Origin of the sequence: Mesorhizobium sp. M0771, from assembly GCF_040320155.1 — a bacterium.
GTDB lineage: Bacteria > Pseudomonadota > Alphaproteobacteria > Rhizobiales > Rhizobiaceae > Mesorhizobium.
Genome location: NZ_JAMYPC010000003.1, coordinates 289272 through 315189 on the forward strand (window position 1 = coordinate 289272; position 25918 = coordinate 315189).

At 62.8% G+C, this 25918-nt stretch carries 23 protein-coding genes; 4 read left to right on the top strand and 19 right to left on the bottom strand.

Going from position 1 to position 25918, the window contains the following annotated elements; all coding sequences use genetic code 11:
- Window positions 1-11: 11 nt before the first annotated feature.
- A complete protein-coding gene (locus tag NKI05_RS06795) occupies window positions 12-1292 on the bottom strand; it encodes a nucleotide sugar dehydrogenase (protein ID WP_023710049.1) in 1281 nt (426 codons plus the stop codon).
- A gap of 464 nt (window positions 1293-1756) precedes the next feature.
- Here NKI05_RS06795 and NKI05_RS06800 point away from each other — a divergent pair, with 464 nt between their 5' ends.
- Both NKI05_RS06800 and NKI05_RS06805 read left to right on the top strand, forming a co-directional pair.
- Window positions 1757-2734 carry a UDP-glucuronic acid decarboxylase family protein gene (locus NKI05_RS06800; protein ID WP_023667815.1) on the top strand — a complete coding sequence of 326 codons (978 nt, stop codon included), beginning with the start codon at window positions 1757-1759 and terminating at the stop codon, window positions 2732-2734.
- Between the two features lie 223 nt (window positions 2735-2957).
- Window positions 2958-4919 carry a 3-hydroxyacyl-CoA dehydrogenase NAD-binding domain-containing protein gene (locus tag NKI05_RS06805; RefSeq protein WP_023815153.1) on the top strand — a complete coding sequence of 654 codons (1962 nt, stop codon included), beginning with the start codon at window positions 2958-2960 and terminating at the stop codon, window positions 4917-4919.
- Between the two features lie 7 nt (window positions 4920-4926).
- Here NKI05_RS06805 and NKI05_RS06810 read toward each other — a convergent pair whose 3' ends face one another.
- The 5 genes from NKI05_RS06810 to NKI05_RS06830 all read right to left on the bottom strand — a co-directional run bounded on the left by NKI05_RS06810 (window position 4927) and on the right by NKI05_RS06830 (window position 10061).
- Window positions 4927-6198 carry a cysteine desulfurase-like protein gene (locus NKI05_RS06810; protein WP_023692283.1) on the bottom strand — a complete coding sequence of 424 codons (1272 nt, stop codon included), beginning with the start codon at window positions 6196-6198 and terminating at the stop codon, window positions 4927-4929.
- Window positions 6199-6243: 45 nt separating this feature from the next.
- Window positions 6244-6918, bottom strand: coding sequence for an amino acid ABC transporter permease (locus NKI05_RS06815; protein WP_023667812.1), 675 nt, complete (start codon window positions 6916-6918; stop codon window positions 6244-6246).
- A gap of 150 nt (window positions 6919-7068) precedes the next feature.
- On the bottom strand, window positions 7069-7866 hold the full coding sequence (locus tag NKI05_RS06820) for an ABC transporter substrate-binding protein (RefSeq protein WP_023815152.1): 798 nt from the start codon (window positions 7864-7866) through the stop codon (window positions 7069-7071).
- A gap of 76 nt (window positions 7867-7942) precedes the next feature.
- Window positions 7943-9142 (bottom strand): pyridoxal phosphate-dependent aminotransferase, encoded by a 1200-nt coding sequence (locus tag NKI05_RS06825; protein ID WP_023692285.1) that lies wholly within the window; start codon window positions 9140-9142, stop codon window positions 7943-7945.
- A gap of 157 nt (window positions 9143-9299) precedes the next feature.
- Window positions 9300-10061, bottom strand: coding sequence for an HpcH/HpaI aldolase family protein (locus NKI05_RS06830; RefSeq protein WP_023692286.1), 762 nt, complete (start codon window positions 10059-10061; stop codon window positions 9300-9302).
- A 120-nt stretch (window positions 10062-10181) separates the two neighbouring features.
- On the opposite strand from NKI05_RS06830, the gene NKI05_RS06835 reads away from it, so the two are divergent.
- Window positions 10182-11273, top strand: coding sequence for an LLM class flavin-dependent oxidoreductase (locus tag NKI05_RS06835; protein ID WP_352581186.1), 1092 nt, complete (start codon window positions 10182-10184; stop codon window positions 11271-11273).
- Between the two features lie 23 nt (window positions 11274-11296).
- On the opposite strand, the gene NKI05_RS06840 is transcribed toward NKI05_RS06835, so the two are convergent.
- The 13 genes from NKI05_RS06840 to NKI05_RS06900 form a co-directional block, all read right to left on the bottom strand.
- Entirely contained in the window at window positions 11297-11692 is a 396-nt protein-coding gene (locus NKI05_RS06840) for a RidA family protein (protein ID WP_023667806.1), read from the bottom strand.
- Window positions 11693-11749: 57 nt separating this feature from the next.
- Entirely contained in the window at window positions 11750-12898 is a 1149-nt protein-coding gene (locus tag NKI05_RS06845) for an acyl-CoA dehydrogenase family protein (RefSeq protein ID WP_023710054.1), read from the bottom strand.
- A complete protein-coding gene (locus NKI05_RS06850) occupies window positions 12898-13710 on the bottom strand; it encodes an enoyl-CoA hydratase family protein (protein WP_023726255.1) in 813 nt (270 codons plus the stop codon). The genes NKI05_RS06845 and NKI05_RS06850 overlap by 1 nt, the downstream gene beginning before the upstream one ends.
- Window positions 13707-14177: a MarR family winged helix-turn-helix transcriptional regulator gene (locus tag NKI05_RS06855; RefSeq protein ID WP_023699860.1), complete on the bottom strand. Its 471-nt coding sequence runs from the start codon at window positions 14175-14177 to the stop codon at window positions 13707-13709. Before NKI05_RS06855 ends, NKI05_RS06850 begins: the two co-directional genes overlap by 4 nt.
- On the bottom strand, window positions 14171-14944 hold the full coding sequence (locus NKI05_RS06860) for an SDR family NAD(P)-dependent oxidoreductase (RefSeq protein WP_023699861.1): 774 nt from the start codon (window positions 14942-14944) through the stop codon (window positions 14171-14173). The genes NKI05_RS06855 and NKI05_RS06860 overlap by 7 nt, the downstream gene beginning before the upstream one ends.
- Entirely contained in the window at window positions 14941-17235 is a 2295-nt protein-coding gene (locus NKI05_RS06865) for a bifunctional salicylyl-CoA 5-hydroxylase/oxidoreductase (RefSeq protein ID WP_023815150.1), read from the bottom strand. Before NKI05_RS06865 ends, NKI05_RS06860 begins: the two co-directional genes overlap by 4 nt.
- A 141-nt stretch (window positions 17236-17376) precedes the next feature.
- Window positions 17377-17976 carry a VOC family protein gene (locus NKI05_RS06870; protein ID WP_023667800.1) on the bottom strand — a complete coding sequence of 200 codons (600 nt, stop codon included), beginning with the start codon at window positions 17974-17976 and terminating at the stop codon, window positions 17377-17379.
- 77 nt (window positions 17977-18053) lie between these two features.
- Window positions 18054-18884, bottom strand: a complete 831-nt coding sequence (locus NKI05_RS06875; protein WP_023815149.1) for an ATP-binding cassette domain-containing protein — start codon at window positions 18882-18884, stop codon at window positions 18054-18056.
- A complete protein-coding gene (locus tag NKI05_RS06880; RefSeq protein WP_023695186.1) occupies window positions 18877-19755 on the bottom strand; it encodes an ABC transporter ATP-binding protein in 879 nt (292 codons plus the stop codon). Before NKI05_RS06880 ends, NKI05_RS06875 begins: the two co-directional genes overlap by 8 nt.
- Window positions 19752-20600, bottom strand: a complete 849-nt coding sequence (locus tag NKI05_RS06885; protein WP_023815148.1) for an ABC transporter permease — start codon at window positions 20598-20600, stop codon at window positions 19752-19754. Before NKI05_RS06885 ends, NKI05_RS06880 begins: the two co-directional genes overlap by 4 nt.
- Window positions 20593-21600: an ABC transporter permease gene (locus tag NKI05_RS06890; RefSeq protein WP_023815147.1), complete on the bottom strand. Its 1008-nt coding sequence runs from the start codon at window positions 21598-21600 to the stop codon at window positions 20593-20595. Before NKI05_RS06890 ends, NKI05_RS06885 begins: the two co-directional genes overlap by 8 nt.
- Before the next feature lie 188 nt (window positions 21601-21788).
- Complete coding sequence (locus NKI05_RS06895) at window positions 21789-23318, bottom strand: ABC transporter substrate-binding protein (protein WP_023686913.1); 1530 nt, start codon at window positions 23316-23318, stop codon at window positions 21789-21791.
- Between the two features lie 112 nt (window positions 23319-23430).
- The gene (locus NKI05_RS06900; protein ID WP_023732285.1) at window positions 23431-25005 is read right to left on the bottom strand and encodes a phytoene desaturase family protein; all 1575 of its coding nucleotides are present in this window, start codon (window positions 25003-25005) and stop codon (window positions 23431-23433) included.
- 119 nt (window positions 25006-25124) lie between these two features.
- Here NKI05_RS06900 and NKI05_RS06905 point away from each other — a divergent pair, with 119 nt between their 5' ends.
- The gene (locus NKI05_RS06905) at window positions 25125-25916 is read left to right on the top strand and encodes a cyclase family protein (protein WP_023682742.1); all 792 of its coding nucleotides are present in this window, start codon (window positions 25125-25127) and stop codon (window positions 25914-25916) included.
- Window positions 25917-25918: the final 2 nt, after the last annotated feature.

Sequence of the window (25918 nt, forward strand, 5' to 3'; positions counted from 1 at the left end):
TCAGGCGAGCTTTACAAGCTCCAGTATTTTATGTTGTCGGGAACTTCATTGGGCTTGATGGCCGACTTGACATCGAACAGTGTCCCCCCCGGCCTGATCATTTGAAAAAGACGCGCTCTTTCGTTGGTGAGATATTGCCTGTGAGGCACCGCCAGAACAAGCGCCTGCAAATCGTTTATCTCATCGAGCGGCAGGATTGTTTCGCCGTGATCACGCCGAGCGGTTTCGACATCGGCAAGGGGATCATGGACTTTGGGGACAATTCCGAACTGCCTTAGTTCCTTGACCATGTCGAAAACGCGGCTGTTGCGCAAATCCGGCACGTCCTCCTTGAATGTCAGCCCGAGAATGCCGACAGAAGCCCCTTTGACGGGCGTGTCAGAACCAATCAGCCGTTTGACAACCTGCTGGGCGACGAAGGCCCCCATGCCGTCATTGATGCGACGTCCGGCGAGGATGATCTGCGGATGGTAACCTTCGGCCTCGGCCTTGGCGGTCAAATAATATGGATCGACGCTGATGCAGTGGCCGCCGACGAACCCCGGTTTGAAGGGAAGGAAGTTCCATTTCGTCGACGCAGCATCAAGAACATCCTGCGTCCGGATATCGAGCCGCTCGAAGATCATTGCCAGTTCGTTCATCAGCGCGATGTTCAGATCGCGCTGGGTGTTCTCGATAACCTTCGCTGCCTCGGCCACCTTGATCGACGGGGCGCGGTAGACGCCGGCATCGATGATACGGCCATAAACGTTCGCGATGCGCTCCAGCGTCTCGTTATTCTCGCCGGAGACGACTTTGACGATCTTTTGCAGCGAGTGTTCTCGATCGCCGGGGTTGGCGCGTTCGGGCGAATAGCCGAGGGCAAAGTCGCGGGGATGTCGCAGGCCGGAAACCTGCTCGATGATCGGCCCACAGAAATCTTCGGTCACACCTGGATAGACTGTCGACTCAAAAACGACGACGGCGCCTTTGCTCACCGCCTCGCCGACGAGTTCGGACGCCAGTTTCAAAGAAGCTAGATCGGGAGCGCGATTTGCGTCGATAGGGGTTGGCACGGCAACGATGAAGAAAGTAGCGCCTTTCAACATCTCCCGATCGGTGGTCAGCCCTATCGAGGTCTCCTTGAGCGCCGTTGCGTCAACTTCCCCCGTACGATCGACGCCGCCACGCAATTCCCCGATCCGACGCTCGCTGATGTCAAAAGCTATGGTGCCGGGGAAAACCTTCCCAAAGGCAATGGCTACCGGCAGGCCGACATAACCCAGGCCGATAACTGCAATGCGTTCGGACATCCGTGGGGTTCCTCGAGCCACCTGTTGAGCCGACGTGCTTGTATGGCAGCCTGTTGGCCAATTCAACGATGCTCTATCGCGAAGAGGAATGTCTCATGAAAAATGGTCGTTGCCATGTTTCATGTTGCCATCCGCCGATGCCATCGATGTTGTGGATAAATCCAGCAGGACCGGGTTTCGAGCCACTCTCTGCTGCGGATTGGGGTGAACCGTCAGGTTCTGCCGGCCATCTACGCAGCGGCGGCCCTGACGACAGGGCTGATATTCTCTGCTGCCAATCCATAGGCCACTATCGGCCTCAATCGTGCCTTCTGATCAAACCAAATGCCCGGATCGGAATTCGCATCGGCACCGAGCGGATCTGCGAAATTTCAGTTTGGTCCTTGTGCATTGGCTGCGGACACGTCGTATCCTGCGTGTGGCGACCCATATCTGGTCGATCAGCATTTGCCTGGGAGCAGAAATTGGCCAGACTCTATGACAGCCGCAGACGCATTCTCGTTACCGGGGGCGCAGGGTTTATCGGCTCGCATCTTATTGACCGCCTGTTGGAACGAGGCGACGAAATCTTGTGTGTCGACAACCTTTTCACCGGATCAAAGCGCAATATCGACCATTTGGCCAAGCATCCCCGCTTCGAATTCATGCGCCATGACGTGACCTTTCCGCTCTACGTCGAAGTCGATGAGATTTACAACCTGGCGTGTCCGGCCTCGCCTGTTCACTACCAGTACGACCCGGTTCAGACGATCAAGACCGCCGTGCACGGCGCCATCAATGTTCTTGGACTGGCAAAGCGGCTGAAATGCAAAGTCTTTCAGGCCTCCACCAGCGAGGTCTATGGTGACGCGTCTGTGCATCCGCAGCCGGAGAGTTACTGGGGCAATGTAAACCCGATCGGGCCGCGCTCATGCTACGATGAAGGCAAACGCTGCGCCGAAACGCTGTTCTTCGACTATCACCGACAACATGGCTTGTGGGTCAAGGTCGCGCGGATTTTCAATACGTTCGGGCCGCGCATGCACCCGGCAGACGGCAGGGTTGTCTCAAATTTCATCGTGCAGGCGCTTCGTGGTGAACCGATAACCATTTTCGGCGACGGCTCACAGACAAGGTCGTTTTGCTACGTCGACGACCTGGTGAGCGGCATGCTGCGCCTCATGGATACGGGGCCGGAGGTGACCGGTCCAGTAAACATCGGCAATCCAAGGGAAGTAACGATCAGGCGCTTGGCCGAACTGACGACGCAGATGACCGGATCAGGTTCGGATATAATTTACCGCGATCTTCCGCAAGACGATCCGCGGCACCGCCAGCCCGATATCACCCTTGCCAAAAGGCTTGTCGGCTGGGAGCCGACGGTGACTTTGGAAGCCGGGCTGCAACAGACGATCGACTATTTCAAAGCCCTGCTGCCGAAGGTTTCCACAAACTCGCCTTGACCCGGCACCGCAGTGCAACCGTCAAGTCTGACCGATCACCGTCGTGGTAGCGACGCCTTTTGCAGTCGACTCCGGTAGGCTTGAAGTTTTTTGAATTCTAATTATTTTAAGCTTGAAATTATTTGAAGAACCATGGCGCTTCATCCGTCCGAGCCGGGACACCGGCATTTGGCGGAGAGCAGAAGGAGGAGGAAGATTTGCCGTCGTTCCGGGATAAAACTCCATGAACACAGCACGATTTTCCGAGAGTGTCACAGGCAAGATCGTCGATGGCGTTCTCGTCGTCACGATCGAAAATCCGCCGGTCAACGCGCTGTCCTTCCATGTCAGGGCCGGACTGATGGCTGCGCTTGGGCGTGCGGCGTCGGATGAAGTGTCTGCCGTGGTGCTGACCGCCATTGGGCGCACCTTCATCGGTGGCGCCGATATCAAGGAATTCGGCAAGCCCGCTGTCTCGCCCAGACTGCCTGACGTGATCGAAGCGATCGAGAGCTTCGCCAAACCGATCGTGGCGGCAGCAGGCGGCGCGGCGCTCGGCGGCGGCTGCGAGATTGCGCTGGCCTGCCACTACCGGGTGGCCAGCAAGGCGGCCAGCTTCAGCCTGCCCGAGGTCAAGCTCGGGTTAGTGCCTGGGGCCGGCGGAACCCAACGCCTGCCCCGCCTCATCGGCACGGTCGCCGCAATTGACCTGATCGGCACGGGTCGGCCCGCAAATGCCGACGAAGCGCTCGCTCTCGGTCTGATCGATACCATTGCCGACGATCTTCCCGAAGGCGCGCTCGACGTCGCCCGCCATCTCGTCGGCCAACCGCTGCGGCCCACGGGCGCGCTTTCCGTCCCGCGCTCGCAACCTGAGGCCGACGCGGCAGCCGCAAAGAAGGTGCTTTCCCGCAGCCGTGGACAGATCGCGCCTGCAGAAGCCGTGAGACTGGTCCGGGCTGCGTCCACGGCCAAACTTGAGGACGGTCTTGCGGACGAACGCGCGACCTTCCTGCGCCTCCGGGATTCTCGCGAAGCGGCAGCGTTGCGCCACGTCTTCTTTGCCGAGAGGCAAGCCAGCAAAGTCGACAGGCTGGAGGGTGTCACGCCTCGCAAGGTCGAGACCGTCGGTATCGTCGGAACCGGCCTGATGGGTGCAGGCATCGCGGTCTCGGCCTTGAATGCCGGCTATGGCGTAATCGGCGTCGAGCAGACGGACGACGCCGCGGCAAAAGGATACGCGCGTATCGCCGGCCTTCTCGACAAGTCAGTCCAATCCGGCCGTCTCACCGATCATGCGCGCAGGGAGGCGCTGAGCCGGTTTGAAGCGGCCAGCGAAGCCGACAGGCTGGCGCAGGCCGATCTGGTCATCGAGGCGGTGTTCGACGATCTCGCGGTAAAAACCGACCTCTTCCGGACGCTTGATCGCATCGTCCGCCCGGACGCCATCCTTGCGACCAACACCAGCTACCTCAACCCCAACGAGATCGCCTCGGCAACCGCCAGGCCCGAGCGGATCGTCGGCCTGCATTTTTTCTCGCCGGCCAACGTCATGCGGCTCACCGAAGTGGTGGATTGCGCGGCGACGGCGCCCGACGTGCTCGCCTCGGCTATCGCCTTCGTCAGAAAGCTCGGCAAGCTGCCTGTCGTGTGCGGCGTTACCGAGGGTTTCATCGGCAACCGCATCTATTCCGCCTACCGCCGCGAGGCGGAGTTCATGGTGGAGGATGGCGCAGCACCCGATGAGGTGGATGCCGCGCTGGAGGCCTGGGGCTTCCCGATGGGGATCTTCGCGGTCAACGATATGGCTGGGCTGGAGATAGCCTGGGCGCGGCGCAAGCGACAGGCGGCGATGCGCGATCCGCAAGCACGTTATGTCGAAATCGCCGACCGGCTGTGCGAGGCCGGCCGCTTCGGCCGCAAGACCGGGCGCGGCTGGTACGATTATTCGGACGGCGAACGCAGGAGCGACCCGCAAGTAACGGCGCTGATCGAGGCCGTGCGAGCGGCCAACGGCATCGTGCCGCGCCGCTTTTCGTCCGATGAGATCGTCACGCGCTTACTGGCGGCAATGGCCGAAGAGGGCAAGGCATTACTCGCCGAAGGCATCGCGGCGCGTGCCTCCGACATCGATCTGGTGATGATCAACGGCTATGGCTTCCCGGCCCACAAGGGCGGGCCGATGTTCCGCGCCGGAGAGGTTTAAGGACCAGCTACGACAGCCTTGCGATGACGGCGCGCAGTGCCTCGCCGAAACGCCTGACCTCGTCGACCGTGTTGTAATGGACCAGCGAGGCGCGGATGGCGCCGCTGTCCATCGACAGGTTGAGACGCTTCATCAGCCGGGGCGCATACATATGGCCGTCGCGGATGCCGATCTGCATGTCAGCCATTTCCTCGACGATCCGCTGCGGCGACAGCTTGCCGATGTTGAAGCAGAATGTCGGCACGCGTTCGTTGATGCGGGCTTCCTCGGCGACGCCGTAGATCGTGGCATTGCATCCCTTGAGCACGGCGAGCATCTCGCGCGCCAGGAGCATTTCATAGTCGCGGATGGCGCCCATGCCGGCAACGATGTTGTCGCGCCGCGAGCGGTTGTTGGAGGGCGCCAGATTGCGGCCGATCAGTTCCAGGTACTGCACCGCGGCATCCATGCCTGAGACGTTCTCGTAGATGAAGGTGCCGGCCTCGACCTTGTAAGGCGGCTCGTCGGGGATGAAATCCTCGCGGAAGGTCGGCAGCCGCTTCAGCGTTTCGAAGCGGCCCCACAGAAAGCCCATATGCGGCGAGAAATTCTTGTAGCCGGAGCAGACGAGATAATCGCAGTCCCAGGCCTGCACGTCGATCAGCCCGTGCGGTCCGTAATGCACGCAGTCAAGGAACACTTCGGCGCCGGCCGCATGCGCGATCGCGGCCACGGAAGCGACATCAACGATCGAACCGATCGAGTGCGCCGTCACCGTGCAGGCGACGAGACGGGTGCGCTCAGAAACCAGCGGCTTGAGGTCGTCGACATGCAGGTTGCCGTCCTCGCGCATGCGCCACCACTTGAACTTGGCTCCGGCGGATTCCAGCGCCAGCCACGTCGCGATGTTGGCGTCGTGGTCCATATCGGTGATGACGATCTCGTCGCGCTCTGTGTCCTTGGCCAGCATCTGGCCGATGCCGAGGCTGACCAAGCGGATGAATGAGGTGGCGTTCATGCCGAAGCAGATTTCCGACGGACTGTAGGCGTTGATCAGCAAGGCCACGCTCTCGCGCGCATTGGCGACCGATTGGTCGACCGCGACGCTGCGGCCGTAACGTCCGCCGCGCTGCACATTGTGCGAGACCAGGTGGTTGGTCACCGCATCGAGCACGCTCTGCGGGATCTGCGCGCCGGCGGCGTTGTCCATGAAGATGAAATCACCGGCGCGCTGCAAGGCCGGAAACATGGCGCGGATGGTGTCGACCGGAAAGCCGCCGGCGGCTTGGGAATTGCTCAACTGTATCTCCTGCGAATGGCTTGGGAAGCGGGACGGTTGATGAGGTCAGCGCGTCTTCTCGGTCTTGAAGCGGTCTTCGAGCAGGCTGACGAGGCGGACCATGGGCCAGAGGAAGATGAGATAGACCAAAGCGGCGCCGATCAGCGGCGAGGGATTGGCATAGAGCGATTGCGCGTTGGTCGCTTCCTTCAACAGTTCAGGCAGCGCAACGGTGGAAGCGAGCGACGTGTCCTTGAACATCGAAACGCAATTGCTGGTCATCGGCGGGATGACCACGCGGATCGCCTGCGGCAGCACCACCTTGCGCAAGGTCAAAAGGAAAGGCAGGCCGAGCGCCTGTGCTGCCTCGAATTGGCCTTTCGGAATGCTCTCAATGCCGGAGCGGAACACTTCTGCTGAATAGGCCGACATGATGATGGCGAACGCCGTCACGGCGGAGGCCCAGGACGACAGACGGATGCCGAGGAAGGGCAGCGCATAGTAGATCAGGATCAGCACCACCAGCACCGGCAGGGCCCGGAAGATGTCGGTGTAGCCGACCGCCAGCCAGCGCAGCGGCTTCGGCGCATAGAGCCGCAACAGGCTGATCCCCAGGCCGATGGGAATGCCGATGCCGATACTCAAAATGCCGAGCAGCAGCGTGTTCAGGAAGCCACGCAACAGCGCCGGCAGGCTGGACATGATCACGTCAGGATTGAAGAAGGTGTCGATCAGCGACATGGGAGCGTTCCCGAACCCCAGAGCAAAGGATGCTCAAGTTAAAACCAATCGACCTTGCCTCCGATGAGGCTATCCGTGTGGCAGCAGGCGCCGGAGCGTGAAATGAATCGTGCCGGCCTGGGAGCCGGCACGATTTAAGTGCATTGCCGGTCAGCCCTTGGGCAGCGGCCTTTCCTTGACCGTCGAGGAATCGGCTGGCGCGTCGCTGCCGAACCACTTCTTGTGGATCGCGGCCAGCGTTCCGTCCTTCTTCATCGCGGTCAGCGCGTCGTTCAGCTTGCCGAGCAGCGGATGGTCCTTGCTCATCATCAGGCCGTACTGTTCGCCGGTCTTGATGCGCTGCTTGACCTTCAGGTCCTTCATCTTGGTGAAGGAGTATTCCATGCCCGGAATATCGCTGACGGCGGCGTCCACGCGGCCCGCGCTGAGGTCGAGCAGAAGATTCTGCTGCGTGTCATAGCCCTTCACGTCGCTGTAGCCGTCAGCCTCCTGATGCGCCTTGACCCAGGTCTCGCCGGTCGAGCCTGAAAGCACGCCGACGATCTTGCCCTTGAGGTCGGCCTCGGTGTTAACAGCGCTATCGGTCTTCGTCGCAATGCCCATGTCGGAGTCATAATAGGGCTGGGTGAAGGACAGCGTTTTCAGTCGCTCCGGCGTGATGGTGATCGAGGAGATCGCGACATCGATGCGGTTGGAACTGACAGCCGCGAACAGCGCCTGGAAGCCGAGGTCGGCAATGTCGGTGGTCATGCCGGCACGCTTGGCCGCTTCGTTGACGATGTCGACTTCAAAGCCCTCGAAAGTGCCGCTCTCGTTCTTGTATTCGAAGGGCGGATTGGTCGGGTAGGCGCCGACATTGAGCACATCGGCGGCAAAGGCGGTGGCCGGGCCGGCAGCGATGCCGATCGTGGCGGCGAGAAGAAGCAGGTTGCGACGAGTGAAGCTCATTTTGTGTTCCCTCTGGTTGTGATCGGGCGGGTTTGCTCCCGCACGGTTTGTTGCCGTCCCACCTCCCAGCGGGGCGTCAATTCATGGCGGCGACCATGCGCTCGAGCGCGGTCGCCATCTGGTCGCGTTCACGGCACACGCACATCCGCAGGAAGGCCGCTGCCGAATTTCCAAAGAGGTGGCCGGGAGCCAGCCCGACGCGCGCCGTCTCCAGTATCCTGGCGCAGGCCTGCCGGGCGTCGCTTTCGCCGTCCATGGCAAAGAAGGCATACATGCCTCCGCGCGGTTTCGTCGGCAGGATGATGCCGGGAATCTGGGCCAGCCTGTCATAGGCAAGGTCGAGGCCGGTTTTGATCCGCTGCCTGATCTCCTCGACCAGCGGCTCGCCTTGGCGGATGGCGGCGACAGCGCCTGCCTGGATAGGCGCGGCGGTGCCGCTGTTGATGTACTGCGTCATGGCGCCAAGCTGGTCGGCCACCCCCGACGGATGCGTCAGCCAGCCGATGCGCCAGCCGGTCATCGCCCACGCCTTCGAAAAACTGTTGACCGACAGCACCCGGTCGCCATCCTCGGCGATCTGCAGGATGGAAGGAGCAACATTGCCGTCGAAATAGAGCCGGCCATAGACCTCGTCGGAGATGATCCAGATGCCGGTGCGCCGGCTGAAGTCGAGCAGCGCCTGCATCTCCTCGCGCGACGCGGTCCAGCCGGTCGGGTTGGACGGCGTCGACAGGAAGATCGCGCGTGTGCGCGCATCGCAAGTGGCGAACAGCCGGTCGAGATCGAGATGCCAGTCGCCCTTGAAGTCGAGCGAAAACGGCCTTGGCTCGCCGCCGATCAGATGGATGGCGTTGTGGATGTTGGGCCATTGCGGCGCGACATAGACGACGTTGCTGCCGGTATCGACCAGCAGTTCCAGCGCCAGGTACAGCGCCTGCATGCCGCCGGGCGTGACCGTGGTGCGCGCAATCGGGATCGTCCGGCCGTGAATGCGCGTTTGGTATTCCGACAGCGCCTCGTTCAGTAGGGGGTGCCCACGCATGTTAGGGACGTAGAACGTCTGGCCTTCATCGAAGGCGGCCTTCGCCGCGTCGCGGATGAAAGCGGGCGTCACCATGTCGCCTTCGCCGTACCAGAGCGCGATCACGTCGCCCAGTTCTCGGGCGCGCACGGCAAGGTTGGCAATGTTTTCGGTGTGCAGGTCACGGATCTGGGCACGTACGCCGTCGAAAGCATAACGCGCGCTGGACGATGACTGGGGCAGTATGAACGACAAGGACTGAAACCCCTCCCACCCGGAGCACCGCGACGGACTGCCCGGCAAGCCCCACCGGCACGACAGTCGCCATCGAGTTTGGATGCTATCCAATGTGCGGCGCTTTTCAAGGAAAAAGTTTTAAGCTTAAAAAGTTTTTGCCTGATCCCGCCCCGTCTCACCCCAGTTCGGCGCGCGCAGCGGTGCAGTTGGCCGCAGCGCCGGCGCCAAGAAACATGGTGTCGCTGGCCAGCACGAAGAAGCTCGCGCCGATAGCGGCCCACTGGCTGATCGTCTGTGGGCTGGCGCAATATAAGCCCGATGTCCTGCCGTGCGCGACGGTCGCGCGGATGATCCTTGTGATTGCCTCATTGAGCTTGTCCACGCCTTTCGGCCCGATCGCATCGATCGACACGGAGAGATCGCCGGGGCCGACGAAGACCACATCGATGCCGTCTATGGCCGCGATCGCCTCGATGTTGGCCAGCCCCTCCGATGTCTCGACCTGGACCGCGACGACGATCCTGTCGTTGGCCGCGGCTAGATATTCGGGGATGCGATAGCCATAGCCGGCCGCCCGGCCAGGCCCGACGCCCCGCTCGCCCAGCGGCGGATAGCGCGAGGCTTTCACCGCCGCCTCGGCCTGAGCAGCGGTCGAGACGCGCGGCACGAGCACGCCTTGTGCGCCGCTGTCGAGCGCCGCCTGGATAGCTTCCGGCGCATGACCGGGAACACGCACCATGGCCGGCACGCGATGCACGTCGGCCGCCCGCACCATGGTTTCGATCGTGTCCCGCGCGATCTGAGCATGTTCCCAGTCGATGCAGAGGAAGTCGAGGCCGGCGAGCGCCATCACTTCGACGGCGACGGGATGGGGAATAGCGGCGAAGGAGCCGACGAGATTGGTCTTGCCGATGCACTTCTGACGGAACGCGCTCATATCCATCCCCTTTTCCCCTCCAAATTCATATCCGCAATCGGCGGCGAGGCGAAGCTATTTCAGGCTTGAAATATTTTTGCGCGGGCCTAGCGTGTCGGTCTCCCGCCACGAGTTCCCATGATGATCAAAACGCATCCCCTGCACGGCTCGAACAAACTGAAGCTCGGCGTCTTTTCGACCAATGCCGATGGCGGTCTGGCCATCACCGATGTGCCGGAACGCTGGACGGCAAGCTGGCAGGACAATCTGACGGCGGCGCAGATCGCCGACCGCGCCGGGCTGGAATTTATGCTTCCGATCGCGCGCTGGCGTGGCTTTGGCGGCCGCAACAAGGTGCGCGAATGGTCGTTCGAGACCTTCACCTGGGCAGCAGCTCTGGCGGTGGCCACCGAGCAGATCGGCCTGTTCATGACCGTGCATGTGCCGCTGGTGCATCCGCTCTATGCCGCCAAGGCGCTGGCAACTGTCGACCATATCAGCCAGGGCCGCGCCGGCTTGAACATCGTCTGCGGCTGGAACCCGAAGGAATTCGGCATGTTCGGCACGCCTTTGGTCGAGAAGGGCTACGACCAGGCCGCCGAATGGATCGAAATCCTGGAAAAGCTCTACGCCTCGGACCAGCCTCTGGACTATGAAGGCACCTACTATCGCCTCAAGGAGGCGGTGAGCCGGCCGGCGAGCCTGCAGGTTCCACGCCCGGTGACCATGAACGCTGCTTTCGGTGGCCCGGGCCGGGATTTCGCCGCCGCCCGATGCGATTATCTGTTCACGACCTTTTCGGAAATGAGCGATGCCGGCAAGCATGTCGCCGACATCAGCGAGCGGGCCGACAAGGTTGGCCGCAACGTCGGCGTCTACACGGTGGCGCATGTCGTCTGCCGTCCAACCATGGAAGAGGCGCAGGCCTACTACACGCGCTATGCCGTCGATCTGGTCGACCACGATGCGGTCGATGCTCATATGGCAGGCAAGAAGGAGTTCTCGCAGTCGCATGACCCGCATGCCTATGACCGCTACCGGCAGCGTTTCGCCGGCGGCGCCGGCACCTACCCGCTGGTTGGAACGCCGGAAACGATTGCCGCCGAGATGGCGGCAATAGCCGGGCATGGCTACCAGGGCATCGCGCTATCCTTCGTCAACTACACCAGGGAACTGCCCTATTTCTGCGACCATGTGCTGCCGCTGCTCAGGCAGGCGGGGCTGCGCGGCTGATCAATCCGGGAATAACGAATTCGTTAATCCGGAATGACGGCGGTTGCCTGAATTTCGATCTTGGCGCGATCTTCCACCAGCGCCACCACCTGCATGGCGGCCATGGCCGGAAAATGCCGGCCGATCACCTCGCGATAGGCCTCGCCTATACCCTTGAGATTGCCGAGATATTCGGCCTTGTCGGTGAAATACCAGGTCATCGCGGTGATGTGCCGTGGCTCCGCGCCGGCCTCCGCCAGCACGGCGACGATGTTCTGCAGCGTCTGCCGCACCTGGCCGGCGAAATCGTCGGTCTCGAACTGGCACTGCCCGTTCCAGCCGACCTGTCCGCCGACGAAGACGAGCCTGCCGCGCGCGGCAATGCCGTTGGCGTAGCCGACCGGTTTCGCCCAGCCCTCCGGCTGCAGGATCTCGTGCATTTTTCAAGCCTCCCCGGTATTCTTAAAAACCAAATCTCAAAATCAAATACGTCGCTGTCAGGCCGCGCCCATCACCTGCCGTGCGATCACCACCTTCTGCACATCGGATGCGCCCTCGTAGATGCGCAGCGCGCGGATCTCGCGATAGAGGCTCTCGACGATATGGCCCTTGCGGACGCCGTCCCCCCCATGCAGCTGCACAGCCTTGTCGATCACCTCTTGCGCCTTGTCGGTGGCGAACAGCTTGGCCATCGCCGCCTCGCGGGTGACACGCGCCGCGCCCATGTCCTTGGTCCAGGCAGCGCGGTAGACCAGCAGCGCTGCGGCATCGATGTCCAGCGCCATGTCGGCGATATGGCCTTGCACCATCTGCAGCTCTGCCATCGGAGCGCCGAAAAGTTTGCGCTCGGCCACCCTGCTGATGCTTTCGTCCAGCGCCCGGCGGGCAAAGCCGAGTGCCGCCGCGCCGACCGTGGAGCGGAACACGTCAAGCACCGACATGGCGATGCGGAAGCCGTCTCCCGGTTTGCCGATCAGCGCCGAGGCCGGCACCCGGACCTGATCGAAGGAAAGCCGCGCCAGCGGATGCGGCGCGATCACTTCAAGGCGCTCGGCGATGCCAAGCCCCTTGGTGTCGGTGGGTACGAGAAAGGCGGAAAGTCCCTTAGCACCCGGCGCCTCGCCGGTACGGGCAAAGACGACGTAGAGATCGGCGATGCCGCCATTGGAAATCCAGGTCTTCTCGCCGGTGAGGATATAGAAGTCGTCATTGCGGATCGCGGTCATTTCGGTGTTGGCGACATCCGACCCGGAGCGTGGCTCCGACAGCGCGAAGGCGGAAATCGTCTTGCCGGCCCTGGTCTTTGCCAGCCATTGCTGCTGGTCGGGTGTGCCGAACAGGCTGAGCGCGCCGGTGCCGAGCCCCTGCATGGCGAAGGCGAAGTCGGCCAACCCGTCATGGCGCGCCAGCGTCTCGCGCGTGATGCACAAGGTGCGGACATCGAGCGGTCCCGGATTGTCGGTATCGAGCGCCGTCGGCTTCAGCCAGCCGTCGCGGCCAAGTTTCGCCACCAGCTCGCGGCAGGCGGCATCGACGTCATGGTGATCGACCGGCAGGTTCCTGGCGCACCATGCTTCCAGCCTTTCGGCCAATTCGCGGTGGCGATCTTCAAAGAACGGCCAGTTGAGGAAACTCCTGTCAGCCATCAATTGCCCTCGAACACCGGTTTTTTCTTGGCGACGAAGGCCTTGTAGGCGCGCTCGAAGTCACGCGTCTGCATGCAGATCGCCTGCGCCTGCGCTTCTGCTTCGATCGCCTGGTCGAGCCCCATCGACCACTCCTGGTTGAGCTGTGTCTTGGTGATGCCGTGCGCGAAGGTCGGGCCCGAGACGATGCGCGCCGCCATCTCGAGCGCGTCGGCCTCGAGCACTGCGGCATCGACAAGCCTGTTGTAGAAGCCCCAGCGCTCGCCTTCCGCTGCCGTCATCGTGCGGCCGGTGTAGAGCAATTCGGCGGCACGGCCCTGGCCGATGATGCGCGGCAGGATCGCGCACGCGCCCATATCGCAACCGGCAAGCCCGACGCGGGTGAACAGGAAAGCGGTCTTGGCCTCCGGCGTGGCGATGCGGATGTCGGCGCTCATGGCGATGATGGCGCCGGCGCCGACCGCGACACCGTCGACCGCCGCGATGATCGGCTTGCCGCAATTGAGCATCGCCTTGACGAAATCGCCGGTCATGCGGGTGAAGGCAAGCAACTCCTTCATGTCCATCTTGACCAATGGGCCGATAATGTCGTGGACATCGCCGCCCGAGCAGAAATTGCCGCCATTGGACAGAAACACCACGGCGTCGACGTCGTCGGCATAGACGAGGTCGCGGAATGTGTCGCGCAGTTCGGCATAGCTGTCGAAGGTCAGTGGATTCTTGCGCTCCGGCCGGTCTAACCGCACCCTGGCGATCCTGCCTTCGACCTCCCACAGGAAGTGCTTCGGCTTGAGGCCGGCCATCGAACTCATTCGCGTCCCTCCCAGTTGCTGCGGAACGAGGTCAGCATGCCGGTCAGCCGGCGCGCATCCTCCTCGCTGACCTTGCCCAGCAATTCGCCGATCCAACCCTCATGCGCCGCGGCCATTGTGGCAAAGGATCTGGAACCCTCATCGGTCAGTCGCACCATGGATGTGCGGCGATCGCCATTGCGGCGCGCGCGCGCGACCAGGCCTTCCGAAACCAGCCGGTCGACAATGCCGGTGACATTGCCGTTGGAGACCAGCAGGAAGCGCGACAGATCGCTCATCAGCATGCCTTCCGGCGCGCGGTAGAGGGCGGCCATGACGTCGAAACGCGGCAGTGTCGTATCGAATTCTTTCTTCAGCCGCTCGCGCAGTTCCGCTTCGATCGTGCGCGAGGCGCGCAGCAGCCTGATCCAGAGACGCAGCCGGTCCTTGCCGGGTCCCGACGGCGCGGGCAATGGGCCGGCTACCATGTTTCGCCTCCTGAGATCGAAATCGCTTGTCCGGTAATCGACGCAGCCGCATCGCCGCACAGCCAGAGCACCGTCGCGGCAACTTCCTGCGGCTGGATGAAACGGCCTTGCGGGTTGGTCGAGGCAAGGCTCGCCCGCGCCTGCTCGACTGAGCGGCCGGTCTTTTCGACGACGCGCTGAATGGAGTCCGCCAGCATGTCGGTCTCTACGAAGCCCGGGCAAACGGCGTTGACGGTCACGCCGGATTTCGCCGTCTCGGCCGCCAGTGCCCGCATCAGCCCGACCACCCCATGCTTGGCCGCCACGTAGGGCGCGACATAGGCGTAGCCTTTCAGCCCTGCGGTCGAGGCGACGAAGACGATCCGGCCCGCCTTGCGCGCGGCCATGCCGGCCAGCGCCGGCTTCACCGTCAGGAAGGCGCCGGTCAGATTGACGTCGAGCGTCCGCTGCCAGTCGGCAAGCGAGGTCCTGTGCGCCGGCGTGCTGCCGGCCATGCCGGCATTGGCGACGACGATGTCGAACGGGCCGCGCACGGCTTCCGCTTGCGCGTAGAGCGAAATCATCGCCGCCTCGTCGGTGACATCGGCTGACATGGCGTGGATGCGGTCGTTCTCGCCGGCCAACTTGGCAAGCTCGGCGTCGCGCCTCCCGCATATGGTCACCTCTATGCCGGCCTCGGCCAGCACGAGCGCGATGGCCCGGCCGACGCCGGAGCCGCCGCCAGTGACCAGCGCATGTTTGCCTGAAATCGCCAAGGCCGTCGTCATACTTTCAGCCCCGCCGCCGCATCGCGCTCGGCCAGCCGGTAGATCTGGTCGCGTCCGGGCAGATAGGGATCCGGCCATTTGACACCACGATCACCGAGCGTCACGGCTGCATGCAGCGTCCAGTAGGGATCGGCGAGATGCGGCCGTGCCAGGGCCACCAGGTCGGCGCGGCCGGCCATCAGGATCGAATTGACATGATCCGGCTCGTAGATGTTGCCGACCGCCATCGTCGCCATGCCGACCTCGTTGCGGATGCGGTCCGAGAACGGCGTCTGGAACATTCGGCCATAGACAGGCTTGGCGGCAATCGAGGTCTGGCCTGCCGAGACGTCGCATATGTCGACGCCGGCTTCGTGCAGCATCCGCGCGATCTCCACCGCATCGGCCGGCGTCACACCTTCGATGCCGACCCAATCATTGGCCGAAATGCGCACCGAGATCGGCTTTCGCGTCGGCCAGGCGGCGCGCACCGCATGGAAGATTTCCAGGGGATAGCGCATGCGATTTTCCCGCGAACCGCCATACTCATCCGTGCGCTGGTTGGTGACCGGCGTGATGAAGGACGACAGCAAATAGCCATGCGCGGCATGGATCTCGAGCATGTCGAAACCGCAGCGATCTGCCATCTCGGTGGACGCGACGAACTGGTCACGCACCTCGTCCATGTCGGCGCGGTCCATGGCTTTCGGCACCTGATTCTCAGGCGACCATGCAATCGCCGAGGCCGCCATGACCGGCCAATTGCCCGAGGCGAGCGGCACGTCGGTGCCTTCCCACCCGACACGGGTCGAGCCCTTGGCCCCGGAATGGCCAATCTGGGCGCAGATTTTCGCCTCGGTCTCGGTGTGGACGAAATCGACCAGCCGCTTCCACGCCACCTCATGTTCGGACGCATAGAAGCCGGGACAACCGGGCGTGATGCGTCCTTCCGGGCTGACGCAGGTCATCTCGATATAGACAAGCCCGGCGCCGCCCTTGGCACGCTCGGCATAGTGGGCGAAATGCCAGTCGGTCGGGCAGCCATCGACTGCCTTGTACTGCGCCATCGGCGAAACGACGATGCGGTTGTTGAGCTGCATGTCGCGCAGTTTGAACGGCGCGAACATCGGTGCCCGGCGCTGCCTGTTGCCGCCTGCCCCTGCCTGGCGCTGGAACCATTCCTCGGCGCTTTCAAGCCATTTGGCATCGCGCAGCCGCAAATTCTCGTGGCTGATGCGTTGCGAGCGGGTCAGCAGCGAATAATTGAACTGCACCGGATCGAGGCCGAGATAGCGCTCGACCTCCTCGAACCACTCCAGCGAATTGCGCGCCGCCGACTGCAGCTTCAGCACCTCGGTGCGGCGCGCATCCTCATACTTGCGGAAGGCGGCGTCGAGGTCCGGTTCGGTTTTGACATATTCGGCCAGCGCCACCGCGCTTTCCAATGCGAGCTTGGTCCCGGAGCCGATCGAGAAATGTGCCGAGGCCGCCGCGTCGCCCATCAGAGCCAGGTTCTTGTAGGACCAGCGTTCGCACAGCACGCGCGGGAAATTGATCCAGGCCGAACCTCTGATGTGATTGGCATTGGTCATCAGCGCGTGGCCGCCGAGATGTTTCTCAAAGATGCGCTCGCAGACGGCGATGGATTCCTGCTGCGACATGGCGCCGAAGCCGAAGGCAGCCCAGGTCTGTTCGCTGCACTCGACAATGAAGGTCGCTGTCTCGCTGTCGAATTGATAGGCGTGCGCCCACACCCAGCCATGCTCGGTCTTCTCGAAGATGAAGGTGAAGGCGTCGTCGAATTTCTGGTTGGTGCCGAGCCAGACGAATTTGCATTTGCGGGTGTCGATGTCGGGCTTGAAGACTTCGACGAAGGCGTTGCGCGCCCTTGAGTTCAGCCCATCGGCGGCGACGACCAGATCATGCGTCGCCATATAGGGCTGAGGGTCGGCGATATCGCTCTCGAACATCAGCCTCACGCCAAGTTCGCGCGCGCGTCGCTGCAGCAGGACCAGAAGCCGCTTGCGGCCGATGCCACAGAAACCGTGGCCCGACGAGACCGTGCGCACGCCGTCATGGATGACGGCGATGTCGTCCCAATAGGCGAAATGCTTCTTGATCCAGACAGCGCTGACCGGGTCGTTTTTGGCAAGGTTGTCGAGTGTTTCGGCCGACAGCACGACGCCCCAGCCGAACGTATCGTCGGCGCGATTGCGCTCGAACACCGTGATCTCGTGGGCGGCGTCCCGCAGCTTCATTGAAATGGCAAAGTAGAGGCCGGCTGGTCCGCCACCGAGAACCGCAACCTTCATCCGTGCGATCTCCTCTTCGCTTGCTGCATATCAAGTATCGCGCCGGAGATAAAATATTTCAAGCTTAAAGTTTCATGTTGGAACGATTGCTGGACACGGGTGGCGCGCCTGCGGGCTGGCCCCGCAAGCGCGCTCTGGAAATCACTTGTCCGGGTTCTTCGGGCTCCACAGCACAGTCTCGGCACCCTTCTCATAGGCCATCCCATCGGGATAGCTGATCGCCTCCAGTTGCAATCCCCATGGCGCCTGGAAATAGAGGATGGTCTGGCCGGCCGCCGGACCTTCCTTGACCGGCAGCGGACCCATCCGCGTCTTCACCCCCTTGCCGTCGAGATAGGCTTTCGCCGCGGCGACATCATCGACATACATGGCAATGTGGAAGCCGCCGATATCGCTGTTCTTCGGAGTCAAATCCTTCTGGTCAGGCGCAGTGTACTTGAACAGCTCGATGTTCGATCCATAACCGCAACGCACCATGGTGACCTGCTCGATGACAGCCTTCGGATCGACGCCCAGAAGATCCTGCATGAAGGTGCCCTTGTCATCGGCGAACGGACCAAACGACATCGCCTTCTCGCAGCCGACGACTTCGGTGAAGAAGTCGACTGCCTGCTTCATGTCGGGCACCGTGATGCCGGTGTGGTCGTGGCCGCGCATGCCGGGGATCGCATCGGCCGAAGCCGTTCCCATCGAGCAGAACAGGATCGCGGCAAGCATCGTGCCGCGGGCTGCGTAATTCATATTACCCTCCGTTCGCGGGCTGATTTTGCCCTCATGCACGTCCGAAGCCCGCTGTTCGGCGTGGTGGGTGAACAGTCCTATGCCGGCGCTTTCGTTGCTGGCCGCAACCAGTCCGCGTCGATCTCAGGCAGTGGGATGGCGGCAAGCAGGTCGCGCGTGTAGGTCTCCCTGGGATTGTCGAACAGCGCATCGGTGGCGCTCGCCTCGACGATCCTGCCCTCGCGCATCACGATCAATTGTTGGCACAGCCGCCGGATGACCGACAGGTCGTGGCTGATGAAGGCGACCGTCAGCCCCATCTCCGCGGCCAGTCTCTCCAAAAGGGTGAGGATCTGCGCCTGCGTCGATACGTCGAGGCCGGAGACGATCTCGTCGGCCAGCACGAATTTCGGCGAAAGCGCCAACGCGCGCGCAATTCCGACGCGCTGGCGCTGCCCGCCCGACAGTTCATGACGATAGCGACTAGCGAAGCTTTGCGGCAGGCCGACGCGATGCAATGCCTCGGCGACGCGTTCCCTAAGCCTGTCGCCAAGCCCATTCTGCTTGAGCGGCGCGGCAATGATGCCGGCGATGGTGCGACGCGGGTTGAGCGACGACATCGGGTCCTGGAAGATCATCTGCAGGTCGCGGCGCAGAGGTCGCAGCTCCGCATCCGGCAGATGGGCGATATCGCGGCCCTCGAAATGGATGCTGCCGACGCTCGGCTCCAGAAGTCTGACAAGCGTGCGGCCGAGCGTCGATTTTCCGGACCCGGATTCACCGACGATGCCGGTCACCGAACCTCTCGGCAGATCGAAGTCTAGGCCTTTCAAAATCTCGGCCAGCGGCGCGCGGCCGATCAGCGGCTTGCGGGTCATGTCGGGCAGCGCCACCTTCAGCCCGCGCACGGAAAACAGCGGCTCAACCATGCGGCCGCCTCCACGCCTGGTCTGCCGCGCCGATCTCGGCGGCAAGCCCGGCCAGCACGGTCTCGTCCACCGGCTTCAGCGAGGCCAAGGGATGGGTGTAGCGTGGCGTGGCGGCTATCAATGCCCGCGTATAGGGATGCTCAGGCGCGGCGAAGAGAGCGGCTGTATCAGCCTCTTCCACCACCTTGCCGGCGTAGAGCACAGACACTTGCTGGCTGATCTTTGCAACGACGCCGAGATCGTGGGTGACGAACAGGATCGCGGTGCCATGCTCGCGCTGCAGCTCGGCGATCAGGCGCAGGATCTGCTTTTGCACGGTCACGTCGAGCGCGGTTGTTGGCTCGTCGGCAACGATCAGCCGTGGCTCGGCGGCGAAGGCGGCGGCGATCAGCACACGCTGGCGCATGCCGCCGGACAGCTCGTGCGGATAGCATTTCAGCACCCGGTCGGGATCGCGGATCTGCACCTCATCCAACAATTGCCGGATACGCTTGTCCGCCTTGTCACCGTTCCAGCCGAGAATGCGCACCAGCCGGTCAGTCATCTGCGGACCGATGCGGCGCGATGGGTTGAGCGCAGTCAACGGATCTTGCGGGATCAGCGCCGTGCGAGCGCCGATCAGCGTGCGCCTTGCCTTGGGCTGCAGCCTGCCGAGGTCTTCGCCTTCGAGCTGCATGGCGCCTTCGACGATGCGCACGCTTGACGGCAGCACACCGAGCACCGCCTTGCCGATCATCGTCTTGCCGGCGCCGCTCTCGCCGACAAGAGCACGCACCTCACCCGGCTGCACGGAGAGCGACACCGACCGCAGCACGCGCTGGCCGTTCGGCAGCACGGCGCTCAGATTGGCAATATCCAGGCAAGCGCTCATCGCAGCACCGGATCGAAGCGTGTCTTCAGCGCCTCACCGAACTGGCTGAACGACAGCACGGTGAGGATCAGCGTGACAAGCGGAAACACCAGCACCCACCAGGCCTGATGGATCGACAGCCGGCCCTCGGCGATGATGCCGCCCCAGGTCGGATCGTCGGTCGAGATCGACAGATTGACGAAGGACAGGATGGCCTCGACGATGACGGCGATGCCCATCTCCAGCGACAGCAGTGCCACGATCGACGGCACCACATTGGGCAGCACCTCGCGCAGCATGATGCCGATGCGGCCATAGCCGGCGATGCGGGCGTTCTCGACATAGTCCATGCGCGACTGGCCCATCGCTTCGGCGCGGATCACCCGGAAAAAGCGCGTCCAGTCGATTATGACGATGGCGAGGATGACGGAACTGAGGCCGGTGCCGAGCACCGCGACCAGCAGGATGGCGAACAGCACCGGCGGGAATGCCATCCAGACGTCGACGATGCGTGAAATGATGCGGTCGGCCCAGCCGCCGAAATAGCCGGCGACCAGTCCGAGCGTCGAGCCGACAAGGCAGGCGGCGATCGCCGCCGCGAAAGCGACGACGAAGGCGATACGGCCACCGAAGATCAGCCGGGAGAGGAGATCGCGGCCGAGGCTGTCGGTGCCCAGCCAATAGCCGGATTCCGCACCACTCATCCAGAATGGCGGCAGCCGTTCCAGCATCAGGTCTTGCGCCAGCGGGTCCTGCGGTGCGACCAGCGGCGCAAAGATCGCGGCCAGCAGCGCCAGCAGCAGCCAGCCGCCGGCCAGCCACAGCCTCGGGCCCAGTCCGCGCCGGGCGATGCGTGCCTCATCCATGGCGCAGCCTCGGATTGAGCAGCGCGTACATCATGTCGACGCCAAGATTGATCAGCACGAACAGCAGCGCGAACACCAGCACGATGCCTTGGATCAGCGGCAGGTCGCGGTTGATGACGGCATCGATCGCCATGTTGCCGAGCCCTTCGTAGGAAAACAGCCGCTCGACGATGACCGTGCCGCCGACAAGGAAGGTGAACTGGACGCCGACCAGGGTCAGCGTCGGCAGCGCTGCGTTCTTCATCGCCTCGCGCAGGATAACCTGCGTTTCCGAAAACCCCTTCACCCGCGCCAGCACGACATAGTCGAGGTCAAGCACTTCCTTCAGCGACTGTTTCAGTAACTGCGCGATGATTGCGGCCAGCGGCAATGCCAAGGCTACTGCCGGCATCAGCATGTGTTTCAGCAGATCCCAGGTCAGGTCGAAGCGCAGCCGAAGCAAGCTCTCGAAGAAATAGAACTGGGTGAGGAAGGGCAGATCGAGCTGCGGCGACACCCGGCCGGAAATGTCGAAGATCGGCACCAGCACGCCGAACAAAAGGATCAGCACGAGGCCCCACAGGAAATCGGGAATGGAAAGGACGGCGCCGCTGGCGATATCGATGCCGGCTTCGACGGCGGTGCCGCGTTCGCGCGCGCCGAGGACCGCCGTCGTGCCGCCGAGCCCAACCGCCATGACGAGCGCGATGATGGCGAGTTCCAGCGTTGCCGGCAAACGATTGAAGACAAGGCTGAGCACATCTTGCCGGAGCGAAATCGAGGTACCGAAATCGCCCCTGACAACACCGGACAGCCAGATGAAGAATTGCTGCACGATGGTCTTGTCGAGCCCGTAAAGTGCACGCAGCCGGTCGATGTCGGCATTCGTCGCACCGGGCGGCAGCATCATGGCGATCGGGTCACCGGGCGCAACGCGGATCACGACGAAGACGACGACGGCCACGCCGAACAGCGTAATCAGCATCGTCAGCAGACGGATCAGGAATCGTTGCAGGAGCATTCTGGTGTAGGCCCAGTGCGTTTCTAACGAAGAGCCCCCTCATCCGTCCGCTTCGCGGCCACCTTCTCCCCGAGGGGAGAAGAGGTCACGGACGGCTGAGCTGGTCTCTTCTCCCCAGGGGGAGAAGGTGGCCCGAAGGGGCCGGATGAGGGGGCCGCTCAGCGAAGAGTGGCGCCCACAAGCCGATATCAGGCCGGGGTCATCAGCGCCGGCAGCAGCGCGCCGGACACATGCTGCACCACGTTGACGCCCTTGGCATGCACGATAGGTTGCGCATACTGAATCAGCGGCAGCACATAGGCCTGCTCGGCGATATACTTGTCGACAGCCTTCCAGCCGGCGATGCGCTTGGCCTCGTCCTTCTCGCCCCAGAGCGGATTGATCATGTCGATCAGGTCCTGGCTGTCCCACACCGAGTGCGGGCTCGGCCCATACATGGCAAAACCCGTCGACGTCGTAGGGTCGCCGATGGCGTTGCCCCAATTGTAGAAGGCGGCCGGCGCCAGCTTGTCGGCGGCGCGCAGTTCATAGTGCTTGGCGATCTCGTAGACCTCGATCGTCGCCTCGATGCCGACCTTGCGCCACATGCCGACGATCGCCTGGATCATCTCATAATCCTTGGGCTTGAAGCCCTTGGTCGTTTGGATGGTGAACTTGACCGGTTTTTCCGGCGAATAGCCGGAAGCCGCGAGCAGCTCCTTGGCCTTTTCAGGATTGTGCTCGACCTTGATCGAGGCGTCGAAGGCCGTGTACTCCGGGGTCTCCAGCGTAGCGATCGGCTGGCCATAGCCGCGCAGCAGCCGTTTGACCAGAAGCTCCTTGTCCACAGCCATGACGGCGGCCTGGCGGACGTTCTTGTCCAGCATCGCTTCGATGTCATTGAAGAAGATCATGCCGATGTCGGAAACGGGCTTGCACGAGCCGGCAAGCCCGTCCTTGGCGATCAGCCGGTCATACTCTTCATAGGGGACCTCCAGCGTCACCTGCGAGGAACCGGATTCGATCTCGGCAACGCGGCTCGCCGCGTCGGTGACGAACTTGATCGTCACATTCTCGAAGGCCGGCTTGTCGCCCCAATAGTGCGGGTTGGCCTTCAGTCGGAGGAAAGCATTTCGCTCGAATTTTTCCACCATATACGGGCCGGTGCCGATCGGCGCCTTCTCGAAACCTTCCGCGCCAACCTTCTCGTAATAGGCCTTCGGCAGGATGTAGCCGGTCAGGAACGACATCCATTTGAAATAGACCGGATCGAACTGCACGACGTCGCCGGTGATCTTGTTGCCGTCGATCTTGAAATTGTTGACGTTCTTCCAGACGAACTGGATCGGATTGCCGGTCTTTTCGTCGCCCGCCCGCTGCAGCGACCAGACCACGTCCTCGGGCGTGAAGGGCGAGCCGTCATGCCAGGTCACGCCTTCGCGCACCGTCATCGTCACCTTGGTGCGATCCTCGTTCCAGCCCCATTCGGTGAGCAGGCCAGGCGCAAAGGACAGGTCCGGCTTTTGCGGAATGAACTGGTCGAACACCGACTGGTAGAGACCCTGGATCGTCGGGTTGACGGCCGAAGGTCCGGTGGTCGGATCCCAGGACGGCAGATTGACGTTGTAGGCGATGGTCAGCTCGCCCGCTGCCGCCTTGGCGATCTCAGGCAGGCCGATCGCCGCCACCCCAAGTGCCGCGGCACTGTATCCCAGCAATTCTCGTCTGTTGATTGTCATGGTCGTTCCCCTTGTTGGTTTTGTTGTCTTTGCGCGGCACTATCAGTTTATCGATCCGGGCTTCGTGGGCAGCAGCGCCTTGCCTCTCGTCGCCTTCATGAAATCTTGCGAGCTACCTCCCGCCAAGCTGTTGCGCGAGCATGAAGCCGGAGGCCGCGCCGGTGCCGGCGCCGGGCCATGTCGCGGCGCCTATGAGATGCAGATTGCCGACCGGCGTGTTCCAGCCGGCATAACCGCGCGCCGGGCGGAACAGGAAATTCTGTGCCAGATGGTGGCTGCCGCAGACCTGGTCGCCGCCGACGAGATTGGGATTCTCGCGCTCGAGGTCGATGGGTGAGAACACCGCGCGGCCGAGGATTTTTGTACGCAGGCCGGGCGCGTAGGTCTCGATGATGTCGAGCACGCGCTCGGCGTAGACGTCCTTGACCTGATCCCAGTGCGCGGGCGCGATCTTGCCGGCCGCATCGCCCAGGATTTCGGCGGGCAGCATGCGCACCTGCACCCACAGCACATGCTTGCCCTGCGGCGCGCGTGACGGATCGACCGCTGTCGGCTGGCCGACGACCAGCACCGGTTCGTCCGGCAGCATGCCCGCCATCGCCTGCTGATAGGCGCGCGACATCGCGTCGAGCGAGGGCGACAGATGCACATAGGCGAACTGCCGCAGCTCGGCCCCGGCGCGCCAGTCCGGCAGGTCGTCGAGCGCCAGATGGATCATCATCGTGCCCGGCGCGTGCCGGAACTTCTGCATAGCCGTGTCGAAGCCGGTGTCGCCGGAACCGTTGGGCAGCAACTTGCCGGTCAGCGCCCTGGGCGCGACGCCGGCAATGACCGCCTTCGTTACCGTATGCGTCTCACCGGACGCAAGCCGCACGCCGGTCGCCTTGCCGGCGGAAACGGTGATTTCGGCAACCTCTGTCCCTGTGACGATCTTGCCGCCCGCCGAGGTGACCATACCTGCCAGCGCCCGGATGATCGTGTCGGCGCCGCCCTTGCCTAGCACCATGCCAAAGGTCTGGTTGGCCATGGATTCCAGATAGGGGAACACGGCGCCGCCGGCGATGTCGGGTGCAAAGTCGAGATGCATGCCCCAGGTGGCAAGCGTTGCCCGCACATGCGCGGACTCGAAATTTTCCTCCAGCCAGGCGCGAGGCGATGACAACAGCAGCCGTCCCGTATCGAGCGCGCCGGACATGCCTTTCTTGCGCCACAGGTTCCAGGCGGTGCCGGCAAGCGCACGCGCACTCATCGGCGATCCCAGCAGCCGGAACAGGTGCTCGGCTTCACCCGGAAAGGCGGCGACCAGTCTACGCCAGGTCGCGGCATCGGCGGCGGAGAAAGCGGCCATGCGGCCGGTGGTTTTTTCCAGATCGTTGCTGACGCCGAACCAGCGTCCGTCCGGGAAGGCGCTGGCAAAACAGTCGGCGACCGGCGCGAACTCAAGACCCTGTGCTTTCAATTCATTTGCATATTTCCGGTGGAAGGCGGAGCCGGCGAACAGGCTCAGATTCATTGCACCGAAATCGTGCCGGAAGCCGGGAAGCGTGTATTCGTGGGTCTGGACGGCGCCACCGATTGCTGCGCTGCGCTCGAAAATCCCGGTTTTCCAGCCTTTGAGCGCCAGATGCGCGGCGCATGCCAGACTGTTGTGGCCCGCCCCGACGAATATGGCGTCAAACTCGCTCACGCCCCGTTCCCATTTCCTTTATGCTTAAAGATAATTGCAGATGCATATGTTTTCGTCTAGTAGGATATTAAGGGCCGAGACGAGCCTTGATCTTCACCATAAAGAGGGAACTTCAGACCATGGACACGCAAAAACTCCTCGGCGAAGTCGCCGGCCAGCTGCTTTCAGGCGCCATCAGGGTGGTCGACCTCTCTGCGCAACTCGGACCCGACACGCCTCTTATCAAGCTGCCGCCGGAGCTTGCCGTCGACACGCCAAAGGTCGAGATCCATAACATCTCCCGTTATGACAAGAACGGCCCGTGGTGGGCATGGAACTGGCTGAAGCTTGGGGAGCATTCGGGCACGCATTTCGATGCGCCGCAGCATTGGATCAGCGGCAAGGATTATCCGGACGGCGCCACCGACACCATTCCGGCGCAGAACTTCGTCGGCCCGGTCAATGTCATCGACTGCTCGAAGGAAGCCGCCGCCGATCACGATTTCCTGCTCACCGTCGACCACATTAAGGCGTGGGAGGCCAAGCATGGCGCCATCAGCCCTGGCGAGTGGGTGGTGATGCGCACCGACTGGTACAAGCGCAATGGTTCGGAGGCTGAGTTCCTCAACGCCAATGAGACCGGCCCGCATACGCCAGGTCCGACGGCCGAAGCCATCCAGTATCTGATCAGCAAGGACATCAAGGGCTGGGGCTCGGAGACGATCGGCACCGATGCCGGCAAGGCCGGCGGCATGGAGCCGCCATTCCCGGCGCACACGCTGATGCACAAGGCCAACCGCTATGGCCTTGCCAGCCTCTGCAACCTCGACCAGTTGCCGCCAAAAGGCGCCATCCTGATCGCCGCACCGCTCAAGATCGAACATGGCACCGGCAGCCCGATCCGCGCGCTGGCGCTGGTGTCGAAAGGCTGAGA

What these genes read in the sequence shown, in the direction of transcription:
- NKI05_RS06795 (WP_023710049.1), bottom strand. Translation starts at nt 1,292, where the DNA reads ATGTCCGAACGCATTGCAGTTATCGGCCTGGGTTATGTCGGCCTGCCG.
- NKI05_RS06805 (WP_023815153.1), top strand. Translation starts at nt 2,958, where the DNA reads ATGAACACAGCACGATTTTCCGAGAGTGTCACAGGCAAGATCGTCGAT.
- NKI05_RS06815 (WP_023667812.1), bottom strand. Translation starts at nt 6,918, where the DNA reads ATGTCGCTGATCGACACCTTCTTCAATCCTGACGTGATCATGTCCAGC.
- NKI05_RS06820 (WP_023815152.1), bottom strand. Translation starts at nt 7,866, where the DNA reads ATGAGCTTCACTCGTCGCAACCTGCTTCTTCTCGCCGCCACGATCGGC.
- NKI05_RS06830 (WP_023692286.1), bottom strand. Translation starts at nt 10,061, where the DNA reads ATGAGCGCGTTCCGTCAGAAGTGCATCGGCAAGACCAATCTCGTCGGC.
- NKI05_RS06835 (WP_352581186.1), top strand. Translation starts at nt 10,182, where the DNA reads ATGATCAAAACGCATCCCCTGCACGGCTCGAACAAACTGAAGCTCGGC.
- NKI05_RS06840 (WP_023667806.1), bottom strand. Translation starts at nt 11,692, where the DNA reads ATGCACGAGATCCTGCAGCCGGAGGGCTGGGCGAAACCGGTCGGCTAC.
- NKI05_RS06845 (WP_023710054.1), bottom strand. Translation starts at nt 12,898, where the DNA reads ATGGCTGACAGGAGTTTCCTCAACTGGCCGTTCTTTGAAGATCGCCAC.
- NKI05_RS06850 (WP_023726255.1), bottom strand. Translation starts at nt 13,710, where the DNA reads ATGAGTTCGATGGCCGGCCTCAAGCCGAAGCACTTCCTGTGGGAGGTC.
- NKI05_RS06855 (WP_023699860.1), bottom strand. Translation starts at nt 14,177, where the DNA reads ATGGTAGCCGGCCCATTGCCCGCGCCGTCGGGACCCGGCAAGGACCGG.
- NKI05_RS06860 (WP_023699861.1), bottom strand. Translation starts at nt 14,944, where the DNA reads ATGACGACGGCCTTGGCGATTTCAGGCAAACATGCGCTGGTCACTGGC.
- NKI05_RS06865 (WP_023815150.1), bottom strand. Translation starts at nt 17,235, where the DNA reads ATGAAGGTTGCGGTTCTCGGTGGCGGACCAGCCGGCCTCTACTTTGCC.
- NKI05_RS06870 (WP_023667800.1), bottom strand. Translation starts at nt 17,976, where the DNA reads ATGAATTACGCAGCCCGCGGCACGATGCTTGCCGCGATCCTGTTCTGC.
- NKI05_RS06875 (WP_023815149.1), bottom strand. Translation starts at nt 18,884, where the DNA reads ATGGTTGAGCCGCTGTTTTCCGTGCGCGGGCTGAAGGTGGCGCTGCCC.
- NKI05_RS06880 (WP_023695186.1), bottom strand. Translation starts at nt 19,755, where the DNA reads ATGAGCGCTTGCCTGGATATTGCCAATCTGAGCGCCGTGCTGCCGAAC.
- NKI05_RS06885 (WP_023815148.1), bottom strand. Translation starts at nt 20,600, where the DNA reads ATGGATGAGGCACGCATCGCCCGGCGCGGACTGGGCCCGAGGCTGTGG.
- NKI05_RS06890 (WP_023815147.1), bottom strand. Translation starts at nt 21,600, where the DNA reads ATGCTCCTGCAACGATTCCTGATCCGTCTGCTGACGATGCTGATTACG.
- NKI05_RS06895 (WP_023686913.1), bottom strand. Translation starts at nt 23,318, where the DNA reads ATGACAATCAACAGACGAGAATTGCTGGGATACAGTGCCGCGGCACTT.
- NKI05_RS06905 (WP_023682742.1), top strand. Translation starts at nt 25,125, where the DNA reads ATGGACACGCAAAAACTCCTCGGCGAAGTCGCCGGCCAGCTGCTTTCA.